Source organism: Marinobacter sp. (assembly GCF_034669625.1).
In the GTDB taxonomy this organism is placed as follows: Bacteria; Pseudomonadota; Gammaproteobacteria; order Pseudomonadales; family Oleiphilaceae; genus Marinobacter.
In genome coordinates this window covers 345,751-363,981 of the sequence record NZ_JAXMOY010000001.1, presented here as the reverse complement: position 1 = coordinate 363,981, position 18,231 = coordinate 345,751, and the positions used below count along the sequence as shown (strand labels likewise).

At 56.3% G+C, this 18,231-nt stretch carries 19 protein-coding genes; 7 read left to right on the top strand and 12 right to left on the bottom strand.

Annotation, left to right across the window (positions count from 1 at the left end; all coding sequences use genetic code 11):
* Positions 1–5: 5 nt before the first annotated feature.
* The gene (locus VOI14_RS01620) at positions 6–746 is read right to left on the bottom strand and encodes an enoyl-CoA hydratase/isomerase family protein (protein WP_323750272.1); all 741 of its coding nucleotides are present in this window, start codon (positions 744–746) and stop codon (positions 6–8) included.
* Between the two features lie 164 nt (positions 747–910).
* Between VOI14_RS01620 and dctP the strand changes: the two genes are divergently transcribed.
* The 4 genes from dctP to VOI14_RS01600 all read left to right on the top strand — a co-directional run bounded on the left by dctP (position 911) and on the right by VOI14_RS01600 (position 4,661).
* Positions 911–1,957: a TRAP transporter substrate-binding protein DctP gene (gene dctP, locus VOI14_RS01615; protein WP_323750271.1), complete on the top strand. Its 1,047-nt coding sequence runs from the start codon at positions 911–913 to the stop codon at positions 1,955–1,957.
* A gap of 92 nt (positions 1,958–2,049) precedes the next feature.
* Positions 2,050–2,595: a TRAP transporter small permease subunit gene (locus tag VOI14_RS01610; RefSeq protein ID WP_323750270.1), complete on the top strand. Its 546-nt coding sequence runs from the start codon at positions 2,050–2,052 to the stop codon at positions 2,593–2,595.
* On the top strand, positions 2,592–3,902 hold the full coding sequence (locus VOI14_RS01605; RefSeq protein ID WP_323750269.1) for a TRAP transporter large permease subunit: 1,311 nt from the start codon (positions 2,592–2,594) through the stop codon (positions 3,900–3,902). The genes VOI14_RS01610 and VOI14_RS01605 overlap by 4 nt, the downstream gene beginning before the upstream one ends.
* A 69-nt stretch (positions 3,903–3,971) precedes the next feature.
* The gene (locus VOI14_RS01600; RefSeq protein ID WP_323750268.1) at positions 3,972–4,661 is read left to right on the top strand and encodes a nitroreductase; all 690 of its coding nucleotides are present in this window, start codon (positions 3,972–3,974) and stop codon (positions 4,659–4,661) included.
* A 127-nt stretch (positions 4,662–4,788) separates the two neighbouring features.
* Here the strand turns inward: VOI14_RS01600 and VOI14_RS01595 are convergent, their stop codons facing one another.
* The 9 genes from VOI14_RS01595 to VOI14_RS01555 form a co-directional block, all read right to left on the bottom strand.
* Positions 4,789–5,727 (bottom strand): DMT family transporter, encoded by a 939-nt coding sequence (locus tag VOI14_RS01595; protein WP_323750267.1) that lies wholly within the window; start codon positions 5,725–5,727, stop codon positions 4,789–4,791.
* 2 nt (positions 5,728–5,729) lie between these two features.
* Positions 5,730–6,533 carry an ABC transporter permease gene (locus VOI14_RS01590; RefSeq protein WP_323750266.1) on the bottom strand — a complete coding sequence of 268 codons (804 nt, stop codon included), beginning with the start codon at positions 6,531–6,533 and terminating at the stop codon, positions 5,730–5,732.
* Positions 6,530–7,408 carry an ABC transporter ATP-binding protein gene (locus VOI14_RS01585; protein WP_323750265.1) on the bottom strand — a complete coding sequence of 293 codons (879 nt, stop codon included), beginning with the start codon at positions 7,406–7,408 and terminating at the stop codon, positions 6,530–6,532. The genes VOI14_RS01590 and VOI14_RS01585 overlap by 4 nt, the downstream gene beginning before the upstream one ends.
* A gap of 61 nt (positions 7,409–7,469) precedes the next feature.
* Complete coding sequence (locus tag VOI14_RS01580) at positions 7,470–8,465, bottom strand: ABC transporter substrate-binding protein (RefSeq protein WP_323750264.1); 996 nt, start codon at positions 8,463–8,465, stop codon at positions 7,470–7,472.
* A 238-nt stretch (positions 8,466–8,703) separates the two neighbouring features.
* Positions 8,704–9,375, bottom strand: coding sequence for an NAD(P)H:quinone oxidoreductase (wrbA, locus tag VOI14_RS01575; protein WP_323750263.1), 672 nt, complete (start codon positions 9,373–9,375; stop codon positions 8,704–8,706).
* Positions 9,376–9,386: 11 nt separating this feature from the next.
* Positions 9,387–9,851, bottom strand: coding sequence for a nucleoside deaminase (locus tag VOI14_RS01570; RefSeq protein WP_323750364.1), 465 nt, complete (start codon positions 9,849–9,851; stop codon positions 9,387–9,389).
* Positions 9,852–9,920: 69 nt separating this feature from the next.
* Complete coding sequence (locus VOI14_RS01565; RefSeq protein WP_323750262.1) at positions 9,921–10,703, bottom strand: ABC transporter permease; 783 nt, start codon at positions 10,701–10,703, stop codon at positions 9,921–9,923.
* Complete coding sequence (locus VOI14_RS01560; protein WP_323750261.1) at positions 10,687–11,472, bottom strand: ABC transporter ATP-binding protein; 786 nt, start codon at positions 11,470–11,472, stop codon at positions 10,687–10,689. The genes VOI14_RS01565 and VOI14_RS01560 overlap by 17 nt, the downstream gene beginning before the upstream one ends.
* A gap of 2 nt (positions 11,473–11,474) precedes the next feature.
* The gene (locus VOI14_RS01555; RefSeq protein ID WP_323750260.1) at positions 11,475–12,479 is read right to left on the bottom strand and encodes an ABC transporter substrate-binding protein; all 1,005 of its coding nucleotides are present in this window, start codon (positions 12,477–12,479) and stop codon (positions 11,475–11,477) included.
* A 423-nt stretch (positions 12,480–12,902) separates the two neighbouring features.
* On the opposite strand from VOI14_RS01555, the gene VOI14_RS01550 reads away from it, so the two are divergent.
* Positions 12,903–13,868: an isopenicillin N synthase family dioxygenase gene (locus tag VOI14_RS01550; protein WP_323750259.1), complete on the top strand. Its 966-nt coding sequence runs from the start codon at positions 12,903–12,905 to the stop codon at positions 13,866–13,868.
* The gene (locus VOI14_RS01545; protein WP_323750258.1) at positions 13,861–14,616 is read left to right on the top strand and encodes an alpha/beta hydrolase; all 756 of its coding nucleotides are present in this window, start codon (positions 13,861–13,863) and stop codon (positions 14,614–14,616) included. Before VOI14_RS01550 ends, VOI14_RS01545 begins: the two co-directional genes overlap by 8 nt.
* A gap of 54 nt (positions 14,617–14,670) precedes the next feature.
* Here VOI14_RS01545 and VOI14_RS01540 read toward each other — a convergent pair whose 3' ends face one another.
* Both VOI14_RS01540 and VOI14_RS01535 read right to left on the bottom strand, forming a co-directional pair.
* Complete coding sequence (locus VOI14_RS01540; protein WP_323750257.1) at positions 14,671–15,657, bottom strand: ABC transporter substrate-binding protein; 987 nt, start codon at positions 15,655–15,657, stop codon at positions 14,671–14,673.
* A gap of 9 nt (positions 15,658–15,666) precedes the next feature.
* Entirely contained in the window at positions 15,667–16,626 is a 960-nt protein-coding gene (locus tag VOI14_RS01535) for an isopenicillin N synthase family dioxygenase (protein ID WP_323750256.1), read from the bottom strand.
* A gap of 236 nt (positions 16,627–16,862) precedes the next feature.
* On the opposite strand from VOI14_RS01535, the gene VOI14_RS01530 reads away from it, so the two are divergent.
* A complete protein-coding gene (locus VOI14_RS01530; RefSeq protein WP_323750255.1) occupies positions 16,863–18,224 on the top strand; it encodes an 8-oxoguanine deaminase in 1,362 nt (453 codons plus the stop codon).
* Positions 18,225–18,231: the final 7 nt, after the last annotated feature.

Sequence of the window (18,231 nt, the reverse complement as noted above, 5' to 3'; positions counted from 1 at the left end):
CTCCCTTAACGCCGGGCCAGCCTATCCAGGGCTACCCGGCAATCTTCGGATCGAAGCCGCTCGGCAAACACATCTCGCTCACGCTCCATTGCCTGTTTTGCCTGTTCGCGCCAGGGCGCACGAATCAGACGCTTGGTAGCCCGCAGAGCTTGACGAGGCTTAGTTGTGAGGCTTTCGGCCATTACCAACGCCTCTGCTACCGCCGTTCCGTCTCGCACAGTGCGACTGACCAGCCCACACTCCTTCGCTTCGCGACCGCTGATTGTCTCGCCCAGTAAGAGCAAGTCAGTGGCTTTTCGAGCCCCGAGGTGCAGGGGCATGGTTACCGTAGAAGCCGCTTCCGGCACCAGCCCAAGGTCCACAAACGCCGTTTTGAATTTCGCATTTTCGGCCGACACCACAACATCTACGTGTAGCAGCAATGTTGTACCAATACCGATTGCCAGGCCTTCAACAGCGACAATGACCGGCGTATCGCAATCCATCAGTACCTCAATAAACGCCAGCCCGTCCGAGGGCTTCGGGGTTTCATCCGTGGCCCTTGCCCGGAAGTCATCCAGATCGTTGCCTGCGGTGAACACACCACCGGCTCCGGAGATGACGATGGCGCTTACAGTCTCATCGTTATTGGCATCGGTTACCGCGGCACCGAGTGCCTGGTACATTGCCCGGGTCAGGGCGTTTTTCTTTTCGGGGCGATTAATGACAAGGTGAAGCACACCTTCGAACTGCTCTCTTTCAATCATTGAATTATCCTTCCAGAAACATTCTGTTGATTTGGTATCAAACATCCTATTGCATAAACCCGATCTTATGATAGATTCAGGGAACTTAAATTCACCCTGCAATCACAAATTTTGCAGAGTGAAACAATAACAGGTTCTACCACAACAACGAATGAGGCATAGCCGTGAACATCTTTGCCACCTTACGCAAAACCCTGACCGTTTACGCGTCAGCCCTGACTCTTGGCGTTACCGCCACCCTTAGCGCTGCACCCGCTGCCGCTCAGGAAACCTTCACCTGGAAAGTACAAGTACACTGGCCCGCGGCCAGCTCTTCCTACACGGACAGTATGTTGCGACTGAAACGTGTCATAGAGGAACGTACCGACGGACGCCTGAAGCTCAACATCTATGAAGCCGGCGCCCTCTTCAAAGCCAAAGACACCTTCAACGCAGTGAGCCGTGGCATCCTGGAGATGGGTGCGATCTCACCATCGTACGCTCAAGACAAAGTCTCTCTTGCAGGCATTGCTTCCGGACTGCCATTTGCATTTCGCAATGTTTGGGAAGCGGCGTACTTCCACCAGCAACTGGGCTTCGAACAAATGCTTCGTGACGAAGCGGCAGAGCATGGTGTTTATTGGTCCACAGACAAAGTGTTTCCGACGGAAATAGTCGTTAAAAACCCGATCAACAACTGGGATGATTTCACTAAACTGAAAATCCGCTCCTCCGGTGTCCTGCAGAAGTTTCTGACCGAAGCGGGTGCTGCCGCATCTTATATCCCGGGCAGCGAACTCTACTCCGCACTGGATTCCGGCATTGTTGACGGTGCTCACTGGGGCGCAGTTCAGGGCGCAGCCAGTATGTCCCTGTATGAGGTTGCCAAATATCACGTTCAGCCAGCTCTGAATATCGCGGGCACAGACGTCTTCCTTGTGAATCAGAAAGCTCTCGATAAGCTGCCGGAAGACATGCAAGTGATCGTAAAACAGGCACTCGCCGAGCAGTTCTGGATTCGCACGAACGAATACCTTTATAAAGAGCGCACAACTCTGGCCAAGATCATCGCCGAACAGGGTGTTCAGGTGAACGTCCTGCCAGACGAAGTTCAGGACAAACTGGTCCAAGCTGCCCAGTCCATGTGGGACGAAGAAGGCGAGCGTAGCGACAGAACAAAGAAGGCGCTGGATATGTTGAAAGGCTACCTGTCCGATCTCGGCTACCTCTGAGCTGAAAGCCTGAACAAGTAACAATGGCCGGAGTCTTTCACCTCCGGCCTTTTTCTCCCTGAAAAAAACCTAACGTCCTCCTGGAGAATGTCATGAGTATGCTGACCGCATTCATAACAGGGATTACCCGTCTTAATGACTTCGTCGGGCGCTGGATAGCCATGCTGGTTTTCGCGATGTTCGCGTTCCTGCTGCTCGAAGTCGGCTTCCGTTACCTGTTGAATGCACCCACAGTCTGGACCAACGAACTGACCCAAATGCTGTTCGGCGTTTATGCGGTGATGTCCGGGGGCTACATCATGGCTCACCGGGGCCATGTGAATGTCGACCTTCTGCACGCGCAACTGCCACCTCGCAAGCGGGCAGTCATGGACATTGCCACCTCCCTGTTATTTTTTATCTTTACACTTGCCCTGCTGTGGTTCGGCATCGATATGGCCAGCGAATCCATCGCAAGCTGGGAAACCTCTTACTCAGCCTGGAACCCCCCCATCTGGCCGGTCAAACTTGCCATTCCGGTCGGCACCGGGCTGCTCGTGCTTCAAGGCCTGGCCAAGCTCCTTGAAGACATAGCCATCGCATTCGACCTGGACTACTACCGTCCTGATCAAAACATTTCTGAAGGAGAGCAGTCGTGAGCATTGAAGTCCTGACCCTCCTGTTTTTTGGCTCGCTGCTGTTCTTCCTGCTACTGGGCTTACCACTGGCGTTTGTTCTCGGTGGTGTTTCGGTGGTCTTCCTCTACTTCACCTGGGGGTTTGACTCTTTTTACATGGTGGCCTCGCAGATCTGGGGCACGATGGAAAGCTTTACCCTCGTCGCTATCCCCCTGTTTGTCTTCATGGCCATGGTGCTGGAGCGAACCGGCGTCGCACGAGACTTGTACCGGATGATGCACCTTTGGTTTGGTGGCCTTCGCGGCGGCCTGGCAATAGGAACCCTGGTGATCTGTGCGGTATTTGCAGCCATGGTTGGTATCAGCGGCGCAGCCGTGGTTGCGATGGGCACCATCGCACTACCCTCCATGCTGGAGCGCGGCTACGACCGTAAGATGGCCTTGGGCGTCATCAATACCGGTGGTGGCTGGGGCATTCTGATCCCTCCCAGCATTCTGATGATTCTCTACGCACTGATCACCGGCGTATCCGTAGGCCAGATGTTTGCGGCGGGTATTATGCCGGGTGTTCTGCTGATGGTTATGACCGTCATTTACATCGTTGTACGGTCAACCCTCCAGCCACATATGGCACCCGCTCTGCCCCCTGAGGAGCGCGGCTCCTGGCCCGATAAGTTTCGCGCCCTGAGAGCGGTCCTGCTGCCCATCGGCGTTGTCTTCATGGTGCTTGGCTCCATTATCGGCGGTATCACTACGCCAACTGAAGCCGCCGCTATGGGCGTGCTCGGGTCACTGATATCGGCGGCCGTCTATCGTCAGCTCAAGTGGGGTATTTTGCAGGAAGCCGCTATCCGAACGTTCAAGCTCACGGGCATGATCATGTGGATCCTGTTTGCCGCTCACGCATTCAGCGCGGCCTATCAAAGCATGGGCGCCCAGGAACTGATCGAAGGCATGATGCAGCACATTCCCGGCGGCCCCTGGGGCATCATCATTGCCATGATGGTAATCATCTTCTTCCTGGCCATGGTGCTCGACCCGGTCGGTATCATGCTGATCACCCTGCCGGTGTTCATGCCGATCGTGAAGTCCCTCGGCTTTGATCCTATCTGGTTCGGCATCCTGTTCGTGATCAACATGGAAATCGGCTACAAGACGCCACCCTTCGGCTTTAATTTGTTCTACCTTAAGGGCGTGGTTCCGCCGGGCATTACCATGAAGGATATTTACGCTTCCGTTGTTCCATTCGTGATCATTGAGATACTGGCCATTGCCATCATCATGATCTATCCGCAAATCGCTACCTGGCTGCCGGGTGTGTTTTTCTAAGCACCGCCAGCCCCGCTGGAGCACTCGTCACGAGCGCTCCAGCGGCCTTGCAGTTTCCTGGAGTCTCATATGAACGCTATCAGCAAGCCCAACATGTCCCTGGCAGATGCGATTGACCAGCGACGGTCCGTCCGTGGTTTTTTACCAAAACCTGTGCCAGAAAGTACGATGAGAGCGGTTTTTGAACAAGCCCAGAAAGCCCCGTCAAATTGCAATACGCAGCCCTGGGAAGTCGTCGTGGCGTCAGGCGCACTGCGTGACTCGCTGTGCAAACAATTCGTAGATCGGGCCATGACGGGAATACCCTCTGAGCCGGATTTCAGCTACGTCAACAAATTTGATGGTCCTTATCGTATTCGCCAGGTTGAGTGCGCCTCGGCCCTGTATGGGGAAATGGAGATCGCCCGCGATGACAAAGCTGGGCGAAATCGCGCTGCGCTGCGTAACTTCGAGTTCTTTGACGCGCCGCATGTAGCCTTCTTGTGTATGGATCGCTCCTTTGGCGCCACTATAGCTCTTGATGTCGGCATTTACGCGCAAACGCTGATGCTGGCAATGACAGCACACGGCATCAGTTCGTGCGCAATGGGCAGCTTGAGATCGCACCCGGACCTGGTGCGCGAGGCCTTCGGACTGGACGAGAATATGGGTGTTCTTTTCGGTATTTCTTTCGGTTACGAAGATCCTGAAGTCAAAGCCAACAAGACCCGGACCACACGTGTTCCGCTCAATGAAGCCGTGATCTTCAAGGATCATTGAAAGCCGATTATCGAAGCAAGATAATCACTGCAAAAGCACATGGTGCCGGTCATTCTGATCCTGCACCATGTGTTCTATCTGCTTGTGAGTGTCCGCTAGAGTCGGAAAAATCTGCATTTTTCGGCGGCTACCGACACATCGTCGCCTGTCGCCGGTCCGCCAGTCCTACCACTAAAATCCCGAGACCAATCAGACAGAAACCGACCAGGTCCGGGACGCCCGGCTGCTCATTCAGGATCAGGGCAGCGGAAATCAAGCCGACCGCTGGGACCGCTGCCGAACTGAGGGACATGGTCACCGCCGGCAGGGAACGGATGGCGCCAACCTGGGCTGCAACGCATAGCCCCGAGGCGATGGCTCCACTGAAAAGGATATTTACCAAGAAAGCGGGTTCCCACCGGATAGTGGAAACATCCTCAAGAACCAACGACAAAGGCACCAAGAAGAAGATCGACGACAGCAACTGCCAAGGAATCAGCGACAGCACATCACCTCGCCAATGATGCCGGCGAACATGAATCAAACCCGCCGTCCAGACCAGCGTCGCCAAGACAATCAAGCCGCCCCCGATTAACATGCCTTCGGCGTGCCAGTCGACAGTCACCGGGTTGAATATGGCCAGCAGACCAGAAAGCCCCAGTCCGGTACCCAAGGCTCTGAACAGGGTTAATCGCTCTCCGAGGAATAAGGCCGCTGCCGGCACCACCCAGATCGGTGAGGTATAGGCCAGAATCGCCGCCCGACCCGCGGGCATATACTGCATGCCAAAGGTCACCAGAGTGATAAACCCCATGTTCTGAAGAATGCCAACCGAGAAAACCACCGGTATGTCCGCTCGGTGCGGCATCCGGAGAATCCCCATCATGCGGGCAATCACGAACATGGTGAGAGTCCCCAGGAGCATCCTCAAGGTCGTGTACAAAAGCGGCGGGCTATAGGCCAGACCCATCTTCATGATGGGAAAATTAATCCCCCAGGCCAGTGCGGTAAAGGCCACCAACAGGTATCCGTTGCGCCAGGCGTAGCCCGTACCCGCTGTTGGCATTACCGGACCGGCATGCGACATAGTCAGTGCTCAACTTTCAATGCACTCTCGTGCCAGTTACGCAGAGCCCGGTCCGACATCCAGACCATCAGCCCGAACAGCAGAATCCCCGTGACGGTGATCAGGATCAGGGCCGCAAACATTTTGGGAATCTGCAGGTTGTAGCCGGATTGCAGGATCATGTAGGCCAGGCCCGCCTTGGCGCCCCCGGTGCCGGCGACAAACTCGGCCACCACCGCGCCGATCAAGGCCAGACCAGAGCTGATACGTAAGCCACCAAAGAAGTAAGGCAAGGCGCTCGGGATACGCAAACGCACCAGTTCCTGCCAACGGCTGGTACGGTACATCCGGAACATACTTAACAGGTTCGGATCAACACTGCGCAGCCCCAATGTGGTATTGGAGATGATCGGGAAAATCGCCACGATTACCGCACAGATGGTCAGAGCCCAAGTGGTGTCGTTCACCCAGATGATAATCAATGGCGCGATGGCCACAATCGGTGTTACTTGCATCAATACCGCATAGGGGAACAGGCTGATCTCGATCCACTTGCTCTGCACGAACAGCAACGAGGCTGCCACGCCCACAACAACCGAAATAGCAAAGGCCAAGAACGTTACCTTGAGGGTCATCAACAAGGCGTTAAATAGAGAACTGAAATCGGATACCAGAGACTGTCCGATATCCACGGGGCTGGGTACGATGTATTTCGGGACCTCAAACGCCATCACCGTCAATTGCCACATCAGAAGCACTAACACGCCCACAACCAGAGGGGCCGCAATCTGAACAAAACGCTCATTCTGGATCAATGGTGTTTTCATGAATCATTCCCCTCTTTTTTTTCCCCCATGGCACTGGCTCGTTCGAGAGCCATCGACACCTGCCGACAATATCCGGCAAATTCGGTGGATACCCGGAAATCAGGGGAACGGGGATAGGGTTCTTTGATCTCGATGTCATCCACGATCCGTCCGGGGCGCGCTGCCATGACTACCACCCGGCTGGACAGATAGACCGCCTCGTAAACACTGTGAGTCACGAAGACAATGGTCCAGCCTTTTTCTTTCCAGAGTTTCAGGACATCGTCATTCAACTTGTTGCGGGTCATCTCGTCGAGGGCGCCGAAAGGTTCATCCATCAACAACAGGTCGGGTTCGGTCACCATGGCACGAGCGATGGACGCTCGCATTTGCATGCCGCCGGAAAGCTCTCTAGGGAAACTCTCATCGAACCCCGTCAGGCCCACCATATCGAGGGCGTCATCAATCTTTTTCTCGACTTCCGGTGCGTTGCCAGCATGCTCCAGATCCAGCGGAAGACGAATATTCTTGCGCACCCGAGCCCAGGGCATCAGCGTGGCATTCTGAAACACGAAGGCCAGTTTTCGGCCCTTGCTGCCAACCACCCCGTAATCCTGCTCCCACCATTTGACCGTGCCGGTGGTCACTTCACCCAAACCCGCCATAATCCGGAGTAAGGTGCTCTTGCCACAGCCGGAAGGCCCGAGGAGGCTGACGAACTCTCCCTGTTTTATGGTCAGATCGGCTCCTTTCAGGGCGACCGTGCCATTCCCATAAATCTTGTTGACCCCGTCCACCTGCAGGACCGGTCGGCCCGCAGCGAGTGCCTCTGGCACCGGGGCATCAACATCCGGCTCCCGGGCCGGATTCAGGGGTGTTACTGTGTTCGCTGTCATAATGATATCTCCAGGACCGGTCGATGGCGTCACCGACCGGCATCAGGATAGGGTTCGATGCTTACGGCAGCACCGGCTCTTCGGGAAGGAATTCCAGGGTGTAAACCTTGCTGAGATCAAGGTTTGCAGACGCAAGACCTGCGCCAACCATGAAGTCCTTGATCTTCGTCCAACGTTCCTCGGTCATCACACCAATACCGCGGGTTCCCGCGTCGCCGCCGGTCACCAGTTCATACTCCTTCATTTTTTCGATGCCATAGGCAATCTGCTCCGGCGTCATCTCCGGGTTTTCCTGCATGATGAGCTTGTTGCCTAACTCCGGGTTCTCCAGGTAGCTTTGCCAGCCTTCCATGCTGGCCTGCACAAACCGTTTGACCACATCTGGTCGCTCTTCAATCATGTCGGTTGTGGTTTCGATAGTGGTGGCGTAAGGCGGGTAACCGTGGTCGGACAACAGAAAGACGTTCGGTTCAATCCCAGCTTTCTTAATCGCGAAAGGCTCCGATGACAAGTACCCCTGCTGGACAATGTTTTCATTGATCAGAAACGGTGCAACGCTGAAGGTATAAGCGTTCACAACATCGTCCTCAAACCCATACTCAGCCTTCAGCCATGGCCAGAAGGTGGAATGGGCCTGGGTTGCCAGGTAAACGGGCAGGCCCTCTTCCTTGATTTGCTCAATGGATTCAACGTGGGGGTGCGCCACCAGAGACTGGGGATCGCCCTGCATGGAGGCGGCGACGGTCATAACCGGCAGTCCTTTCTCAACGGCATTGATGTTGCCGATGGGATAGCCCATGAGCAGATCGTAGCGCCCGGTGACCAATAGCTGGGTTCCGTTTACCTGAGGGCCACCCATCCGGATTTCCACATCCAGCCCGTGCTCCTCGTAGAGCCCCTCCGCCAGCGCTTGATAAAAGCCACCATGTTCAGCCTGGGCATACCAATTGGTTCCAAACACGACCTTGTCTAGTTCATCCGCAGATACCGGCGAGAAAGCGACCAGGCCAGCCATCATTATCGAACCACCCAGAACGGCACTCAGTTTCGTCTTCATGGATACTCTCCTGATTCAGGCGGTTGACGCCTCTTTTAATTGACCAACTGTTCAGGTTTTTTAAAGCAACCGCCATGCCACATAAAAAATAACTTTTTATTGTTATTTTTCATAAGGTTAAGAATTCACGAAAGCACCATGCGCACCAGATTGAATCAAATGCTGGCCAACCGCTCTACTTTTGAACAAGCAAAAAAAAGCCGCCCGAAGGCGGCAAAATGACGACACAACCTTACACTCACACCGTTCCTGGGACCTGAGTCGAATAAGCCGCAAGCTCAACGGATGCCGGCTCGGGCGTTACCCAGCCTGAAAGTCTCGCTACTCTGGCACCCAGTGCACGAGCAATGGCGAGTTCATTCTCATCAACGCCCCGGGTTCCATCGAATCCGGTTACCGTTGTCGCCCCATAGGGCGAACCTCCCTTGTCCGTCCGTACCAGTTCCGGAACGCTGTGCGGAACCCCCGCTAACACCATTCCATGCTGCATAAAGGGCAACAACAAGGAGAGCAACGTCATCTCGTTTCCGGAATGCATACCGCCGGTGGACGTGAACGCGGCCCCCACTTTGCCAATCAAAGCACCCTGCCGCCAAAGTGGCGCCACTTCGTCGATAAACGCCCTGAGCGGTGTACTCATCAACCCGTACCGGGTGGGAGAGCCCCAGACAATGCCTTTGGCCCAGTCAAGATCATCAGCAGTCGCTCGGGGGAGGGCCCGGAACTCGGCTTGGGCGGCAATAAAATCATCGCGCTCAGAATCCACACTGAATTCAGGCTCATCAATCCCCACCCGACAGAGACGAACCTCGGCACCTTCTGAAGCCGCGCCCGAAGCCACTGCTTGGGCAAGCGCCAGAGTACTTCCGTATCGTGAATCAACAACCACGGTTACCCGGCTTGCTGTCATGGTGACCGCCCTCATTTCCCGTGTTTCTGCCAAAAGGTTTCATGCACTTTCGCAGCCTCGTCTTCCAGCACAGGCCCAATCACCTCAACCTCCCGCTGCCCGGATTCAAATACCTTCCGGCAGGGCAGATCCAAGGTCGGGTTTTCAGGATGATTGCCGGTTATGCTCTTCAACCGGTGCTCGCTGAGCCCGTAGACTAGTCGTCCCAAGCCCGCCCAATACGCGGCACCCGCGCACATGGCACAGGGCTCGGCGGATACATACATGGTGCAGTCGGCCAGAAAGTCCGGGCGCCAGGTTTTGCTGGCCCGGGTCATCAGCACCCGCTCGGCATGACCGGTCATGTCCTGATCTGGCAGATAAGCATTCCCCTGTTCCATCAGTATGTTCCCGGCACCATCCACCAGCAGCGCGGCAAACGGGTGAACGCCCTCTGCGGCCAGGGTGTCGGCCATGTCAATCACGTGATGCATCATGGCCAGATCGACATCATTCAAGGCTTCCAACTCAGACATATCGTTTACCTCATACGGGCCTGCCCAGCCTTACTTTTTGGGCAGGCTCCAGGGGAAGAAAATTTGTTGCGTCCACTGAACTGACTTGAACAGCAGCAAGCTGACCACCGCCAGGAAGAAAAGCCCGGCGAACGCCTGCGGAATCCGGAAAAACGACGTCGAGAACTGGATGAAGTACCCCAACCCCTCTTCGGCGGCAACAAATTCCGCCACCACGGCGCCAATAATGGCCAGGGTGATGGCCACACGCAGGCCGCTGAAAATATGCGGAATGGCGTAAGGTATCCGGATCTGCCAGGTTTCCCGACGCAGAGGAGCATCCAGCGAGCGGCTCAGTTCAACCAATTCTTCAGGGGTTTCGTTGATGCCGGTCGCCGTCGAAACCACCAGCGGGAAGAACGTCAACAGACAGGTTATCAACACCCGTGACGGGTCGTCGGACCCCATCAATACAATGATCAGTGGCGCAACCGCTACTACCGGGGTGGACTGAACCACCACCAGTAACGGAAAGAGTGTGCGTGTCAGCAACTCCGATCGCATCATGGCGATGGCAATGGGAATTGCCACCAAGATGGACACCGCGAAACCCATCAACGCCACCCGCAAGGTCGCCCACAGATGGCTAAACCAGCGGCTCATCTCGACATTGAAAAAGGCCTCGACGATAGCCGAGGGGGCCGGTAGCACATAGGCCGGCAACGAGAATCCCTGACAGACCAATTCCCATAGCAGAATCAGCGCCACAAAGAACAACCAGGGCGCCGCCGTCAACAGGGAGCGGCCCGCCCTGCTCTCAAGCTTCAGGCTCATAGATATGCTTCCTCAGACGCTCAGTTAACTGGCCGAACCTGGGTTCGGATATGGTTTGGGTCGTGCGTGGCCGAGGCAGATCCACATCCACCATCTCCAACACGGTACCGGGGCGCTTGCTCATGACCAGCACCCGATCGGCCAGCAGCACGGCTTCGGCAATGGAATGGGTAATGAACAGCACGGTCTTGGGGTTTTCCTGCCAGATCTTCAGCAGATCGAACCCGATCTGCTCCCGAGTCATTGCATCAAGTGCCGAGAAAGGTTCGTCCATCAGCAGGATATCCGGGTTCAGCAACAACGCCCGGACGATGCCGACCCGCTGCTGCATGCCGCCGGAGAGCTCATTCGGCATCTTGTTGGCAAAACTTTCCAAGCCCGCCATGGCCAGCAAAGCGTCGGCACGCTTCTCATCGTCACGACCGTAACGGCCGAATTTGTGCTTGAGCGGGAAAAGCACGTTCTTACGAACACTCAGCCAGGGCAACAGCGTTGGTTTCTGAAACACGATACCAACGTCGTCCCGGGGCCCGGAGACCTGCTTTCCAAATACCGAGACCTCGCCCTCAGTCGGGGTCAACAGCCCGGCAATCATGCGCAGCAAGGTGGATTTTCCGCAGCCGGAAGGTCCCACCACCGCCACGAATTCGTGACGGCGGATGTCCAGTTCAATGCCGGTGACCGCAGGCGGGATTTCCGGGTTCGGATCGTAACGGTGTCCAACTCCGGAGAGCCGCACAAACGAACGATTAGTGGCGGGCTCAGTCATGCTTACAACGCCTCAAACAGGGTCCGGTCGATGATAATTTCCGGGTCCAGTGCATCACCGGCCAGTTTCTCGGCTTGCGCAACCCAGCTCCAGGTCAGTGCCACACGCTCCTCGGTGAGAGCTCCGAGGCCATCACGGTCGCTGACGTCGTTCATAATCAGTTCCATGGTGTCGCCAATCTGGCCGGTCGCTACGTCAACATCCACTTCCGGCACCATGCTGTTCAGGGCTTCGGCCGCCTTGCGCGGATTCTCGCTGGTGAACTTGAGGGACTTGTCAAAAGCCCGCAAGAAGCGCTTGGCCACATCCGGGCGCTCGCTCAGGAAGGCCTCGCTGGCCACCACTGATGCCGAGTAAAGTTCCAGGCCGGCATCGGACCATGGCAGTACCACCAGTTCGTTACCGGTGGCCTTGGCCTGGTCTGCAAACAGGGCAATATTCGTGACCCAGGCGATAATGGCGTCGGTTCCGCCGTTCATCAGCATCGGCCCCAGGGCACCCGGATCAGCCTTGGTCAGACGCACCGCATCCTCTGCCATGCCATTTTCTTTCAGCACCAGAGGCAGGAACGCATTGGAGGATGTGAACGGTGACGTAGCGACTTTCTTGCCCTCAATATCCGTCATCTCACTGATGTCGGACGTCTGCAAGGTAAAGAACGCATGGGGTGCCTGGTTGAAAATGCTATAGACGGCTGTCACCGGCAGACTATTGTCCTGGGCCTTGGCCGCCATCAGCGCACCAATGTCTGCGCTGCCAATGTCGGCCTGGCCGGTCGCAATCTTGGTGATCGCGTCGGTCGAACCCCGGCCACTGGCGATCTTGACTTCCAGACCTTCGGCTTCAAAGAACCCCTCCTGTACACCTACATACACCGGAGACTTATCCCCCCCTGGCAGCCAATCCAGTTGGTAAACCACTTTGTCGGCCGCCAGTGCTGCCTGTGCCATCAACCCGCCAGCCAGTGAGGCCGCGATCAGAATCGAGCGTTTGAAACCTTTGTGCATGAGTATTCTCCTTCGGGTTTTATCTTTCCGAGTTTTTTGATCATTCGGTCAGGTTTTAAAATTGAACTGCAAAGGACAGGCCAGAATATGTCTGCCACCGCACAAATCGGTCGGGATCTCACCTTTACCGCTGAAAACACACCAATTTCCGGGCCAGTGTTGCGTTTGGGTGCCTCAGCCACATGACTCTTCGTGCAGGCCTAAACAAGCACGGGGCGGTGTCTTATGGCGCGCGAATCTGGTGCATGAAATGATGAATCGCCCTGATATGAAGCCTTTTCGAAATCCGACGTAACGCCACTGAAGCCCCGAAAACCGTGGCGCTTCCCGCCATCCGCCCGGCCAACGATATTTCTTGCTTGGCACGCTTTGTGAATTACTGACCATATGGACAGTTTTAGAATCGTAATCCGGAGTCAAAGCATGAGCACCACGAATGAAACAGACGGTTCATTACCCATCATTGAGCTGTCGTTACTCTCGGGAACCGAGCAACAAAGACAGGCGCTGGCGCGCTCTCTGACCGAAGCCTGCCTGCACACGGGGTTCTTCTATATCCGCGAACATGGCATCCCCGCAGAGCTGATCGATCAGGTTTTCAGGGAGTCACAGGCTCTATTCAACCTGCCTGAGGAAGACAAGCAGGCGATCCACAAAGCTCACTCCCGAGCGAACCGGGGCTATGAATCAATGAAGGGGCAGACACTGGAGCCCGGCGGGCCACCAGACTTGAAAGAAGGGTTTTACATAGGCGAGGAACTGGACGAAACCGATCCCCGCGTACAGGCCGGCCGGTTCAACCAGGGTGGGAACCAATGGCCCGAAACGCTACCCGGCTTTCGCACCACCATGACCGCATACTTCAACGCCATGAACCAGCTCAGCACCCGCATCATGGAGGCTCTGGCGCTATCGCTGGATCTGAAGCCGGACTTCTTTACGGACTTCTGCCATCAACCATTATCCACCCTGAGATTGCTGCACTACCCACCCCAACCCGCCCAGCCGGAACCCGGGGAAAAAGGGTGCGGAGCCCACACAGATTTTGGCGGCATCACCGTCTTGCTGTTAGACGACAAGCCGGGGCTTCAGGTGTGGGATGCCCACAGTGAACGGTGGATCGAAGCAAAACCCATCCCCGGCACTTTTGTGGTCAACCTTGGCGACATGATCGCCCGCTGGACCAACGACCGTTACCGCTCAACCCTGCACAGGGTCGTCAATACGTCGGGCGCCGAACGCTACTCGGTGCCGTTTTTCTTCAGCGGCAACCCCGACCACACTGTCAGCTGCCTACCCACATGCCTTTCCGAGGGTGAGCAACCCCATTACCCGTCCACAACGGTCGAGGCCCACCTGATGGAGATGTACCGGAGAACCTATGCCTGAACAAATGACGACCGCCGTTCTGATTCATGGCGCCTGGGCCGGCGGCTGGGTATGGGAAACCATTACGTCTTACCTCACCGAACAGGGCTTCAACGTGATGGCACCAGACCTTCCGGGGTGCGGAAACCGCCTGGGCAACCCGGCCGACGCCTCACTCGACCAGTGCGTCGCCGACCTGGAGAAAATGCTCCAGCAGGTCAAAGGCCCCTTGCTTCTGGTCGGGCATTCCGGTGGCGGCGCCGTTGCGACCCAACTGGCGGAAGCGATTCCCGAGCGAGTCATTGGCGTTGCCTATCTCGCCGGTATGATGCTCCCTTCCGGCACGGGTTTTGGCGAAGTCGTCAGCGACATGCTGGAACAGCACCCGGAAGCCTCCGGCATTGGCCCGTTTCTGACCTGGGAGGACGACGGACGGGTTTCCCGGGTGCCGGCAGCAGCCATACGCCAGATATTCCTGCAAGACGTCAGTGAATCCATCGCTGAGCAGGCCATCCCCCACTTCAACCCCCAGGCCGAGGGCAGCCGGATGTTGGTGCCTCACTGGACTGACGCACGTTTTGGAAAACTGCCGAGACTTTACATCGAAGCAAGACAAGACCGCTCCGTGATCTTGCCGGTGCAACGGCGAATGCAGCAGTTAGTCCCGGGCGCCAGGGTCATTTCACTGGACACGGGTCACGTTCCTCAAGTTGCGGCACCAGGCCTCGTTGCCTGTGCTCTGGCAGAATTTACAGCCAGCCAGATGTAAAAAAGGACGGCCTTTACGGCCGTCCTTTTGTTTCAAGCTACCGGGTACGCTACTTCAATCAGCGTAGACCGCTTGTATGTAGGACAGATCAAACGCCTTTTCCCAATCCAGATCCTCCGGCAGGGTGCCTGCTTCAACCATATCCTCAAAGAATGCCTGCCAGCGCTCCTGAGTCATCATCCCGTAAAGACCGTCCTCGGCAGCACCGGACAGGAGAATGCCCTCCTCCTGCATTTTTGCATGGCTGTAGGCCAGCAAGGCGTCCTGCATCTCGGGGTTGTCTTCCTTGATCAAGGCATTCGCAGGGGCCGGATTCTCGAAATAGGCTTTCCAGCCCTCCGCTGTCGCGGCCACCATTTTCTGCACAATCTCCGAATTCTCTTCGATCATGTCAGCCGTCGTATCCAGCGTGGCCGCATAAGCTTCCCAGCCGTAGTTGGCAAGCAACAGACTGTTCCCTTTGACACCGGCCTGATCCAGGAAGAAACCATCATTGGTTACATAGCCCTGCTGAATCGTCTGCTCATTCTGGATGAACGGGGCGAAGCTGTAATCGTAGGCCTGCAGCTGGTCATCGGTGTAGCCATATTCGGTTTTCAGCCACGGCCAGTAGGCGACTCGTCCGGCGGTCGGGACACGCATGGACTTGCCCTTCATGGCTTCCAAAGAATCATTGCCGACACCTTCGTGGACCACTAACGACTGTGGATCCTTCTGAAAGAATGCTGCGACCGTCACCAGGGGGATTCCCTGATTAACGGCATTGAACGACTGCAGACTGTAACCCATGATGAAATCCACCGATCCACCCATGAGCAACTGGACATTGTTCACCTGGGGACCACCCATCTTGATAGTGACATCCAGTCCGTGCTTCTCATAAATCCCCATCGCTTTTGCGGCATAAAAGCCACCGTGTTCAGCTTGGGCGTACCAGGTTGTAGCGACGGAGACCGGGGTCAGCTCCTCTGCCTGGACAAAACCGGCAGCAGCACTGAGCGACAGAGTGAGGCCAGCCGCAAGATTTTTCAGTTGTTTCATGGTAAATCCTCAGTTTTGGGCCTGAGCCCCGTAGGTGTTGGAGAGTTTTTCATTCAAGTGCTGCCCCGCCAATATGGGCGCGTAAATCGGGGGATTGTCGGCCGTGGCGCAACTCTCGATGCAGGCTATTTCCGATGTTTTGTTGGGGTGGCAGAAAAAGGCAATGGAGTAACGATCACGATGACGGTGCTCTGGCGCGACGTTCACCCGATGGGGCGTCGAGCAGAACACATGGTTGGTCCAGCGATGCATCAGATCACCGGTATTGACCACAACAGTGCCGGGTATCGGCGTCGCCCGGATCCATTCTCCCGAGCGGGTACACACTTCAAGACCGCCAACATCATCCTGGAACAAAAGGGTGATACTGCCGTAATCGGTATGGGCTCCGGCACGGCTTTCACCGTCTTCCGGCTCGAATCCTTCGGGCAATGGCGGGTAATGCAGCAGCCGCAGGGTATGGTCGTGTTCGTTGTGGGCATTCTTGAAGAAATCTTCCGGCTGACCCAGCGCAAGAGCAAAGGCTTCTAGCACCCGATCGGCGGTTAGAATGCACTCCCCGAGAAACTGGGTCATGACAGTCTCGAATCCGGGATAACCGGCGGGCCAAAGATTTTTATGGCTGTCCGGGCCAGGACTTTCCGGCGCCAGATTGAAAGCCTCTTTCAAGTCACCCGGACGATTGGGATCAAGCTTTTCCCGTTTGATGCCCACATAACCTCGATTACTCTCCGGGTTCTGCCAGGCGACTCCTTGCTTATCCTCCAGTGGCAGGGCAAAAAACGCCTTCGAACCGGAGAATGCCGCTTCCAGCTGTTGCTCTGGCATTCCACAACCCGACAGATAGAAAAACCCCCAATCCTGACTGGCCCGGCGCATCTGATCCGCCACCGATTTACGTTCCGCACTGGTTCCGTTCAAGAACCGTTCAAATTCAATTACGGGTATTTCCTGTGTCTCGTTCGGCATGCTTTCTCCTACATCACACCATGCTTTGTTATCCAGTTGGTCAGATAATTTGCAAATGACGTGCCATGAAAAAACCGCCTTAAAAGCCCCATAATTGGACTATCAAGCAGATCTTCTGCATCAAATAAGTGCGCCCTGCTATTTTATTGACCACAAGGTCAGGCTTTTTCCGAAAACCAGCAAGGCACCACTCTTGCATAGCAATCTGGCCACATACCACCAAGACGATTCCAGCAATGACAGAAACTCTGCTACTTAAAAATGCTCGCGTTATCGCCACCATGGACGACAACGACCGAGAGATCGAGAATGGTTACATTCTGATCCGCAATAACCGTATTGAAGCGGTCGGCGCTGCTGCCGACTGCTCCGATACCGCAGATCGCACCATCGACCTGAAGGGCCATGTGGTGATTCCGGGACTGATCAATACCCATCACCACATGTTCCAGTCCCTGACCCGCGCACTGCCCGCAGCACAAAATGGCGAGCTGTTCGACTGGCTGAGCGCCCTATTCCCAGTCTGGCGAAACATCACCCCGGCCATGCAACGGGCGGCCAGCCGAACCGCCATGGCGGAGCTGATGCTATCGGGCTGCACCACGGCCGCCGACCACGCCTACCTCCATGTTAACGGCATCACTCTGGACGACAGCTTCCAGGCGGCCGCAGAAATGGGCATCCGTTTCCATGGCGCACGGGGCGCCATGAGCCTGGGTCAGAGCAAGGGAGGGTTGCCACCGGACGAACTGGTGGAGCAGGACGAAAACGCGATCCTCCGGGACATGTTGCGAGTGGTGGAAACACACCATGATCACAGCCCGGACGCCATGGCTCGGGTGGCACTGGCACCCTGCTCACCCTTTACCGTAACGACCGACCTGATGCGCGAAGCCGCCACCATGGCCCGGTCATTGAAGGTAGGCTTACATACCCACACGGCGGAAAACTGGAAGGATCTGGCGTTCAGTCAGGAACGCTATGGCATGACGCCGACAGAGTATACGGAAGAGGTCGGGTGGGTCGGAGAGGATGTCTGGCACGCCCACTGCGTGCACCTGGATGAACCCGGCATTGCACTGTTTGCCCGAACCGGCACCGGCGTCGCCCATTGCCCCTGCTCGAACATGCGACTGGCCTCAGGCATTGCCCCGGTCCGGAAAATGCTGGATGCCGGCGTGAAGGTGGGGCTCGGAGTGGACGGCAGCGCCTCAAATGATAGTGGCAATCTGATGGATGAGGCACGCCTGGCCATGTTGTCAGCCCGCGTGAGGGATCAGGAGCCCGGCGCCATGACCGCCCGGGAAGCACTGCGGATCGCTACCCGTGGTGGTGCGGAGGTGCTCGGCCGGGGTGATACTCTGGGCAGAATTCAACCGGGCTATTGCGCGGACATCGTGGCCTTCCGTACCGATGATATTGCCATGGCCGGCGGCCAGAGCGATCCGCTGGCCTCGCTGGTGTTCTGCACCCCACCGCGCGTTCAATGGAGCATCATCAATGGTCGTGTGGTGATTGAAGAGGGACATCTGATGACCCGCTCTCTACCTCACATCATCGAGCAACAGAACCGGATGGCGGAACTACTGATGGCTTAACGTTCCA